Genomic DNA, 280 nt, shown 5'->3' on the forward strand with positions numbered 1-280 from the left:
TCCTTCCACACCGGCTTGTTGTGGAAGGTCATGAAGACCAGGCGCCACGAATAGTAGGCCGTCAGACCGGCGGCGATGATGCCGACGAAGAAGGCGAACCGACCGATGGCCGAGTGACCTGAGGCCGCCGAGGCATAGGCGCTCTCGATGATCGAATCCTTGGAGTAGAAGCCGGCGAAGCCGCCGACGCCGGGGATGCCCAGGCCGGTGATGGCGATGGTGCCGATGGTCATCACTGCATAGGTGACCGGCAGCAGCTTCCACAGACCGCCCATCTTCC

General features: G+C 63.2%; 1 protein-coding gene. It reads right to left on the minus strand.

Annotated features, from left to right (window positions below; genetic code table 11):
• Nucleotides 1-280, minus strand: a 280-nt coding sequence (locus CVH10_RS19730) for a proton-conducting transporter membrane subunit (RefSeq protein ID WP_369335901.1), incomplete at both ends; no start/stop codon positions are given.

The organism is Halomonas sp. ND22Bw (assembly GCF_003011945.1).
GTDB classification, from domain to species: domain Bacteria; phylum Pseudomonadota; class Gammaproteobacteria; order Pseudomonadales; family Halomonadaceae; genus Halomonas; species Halomonas halophila.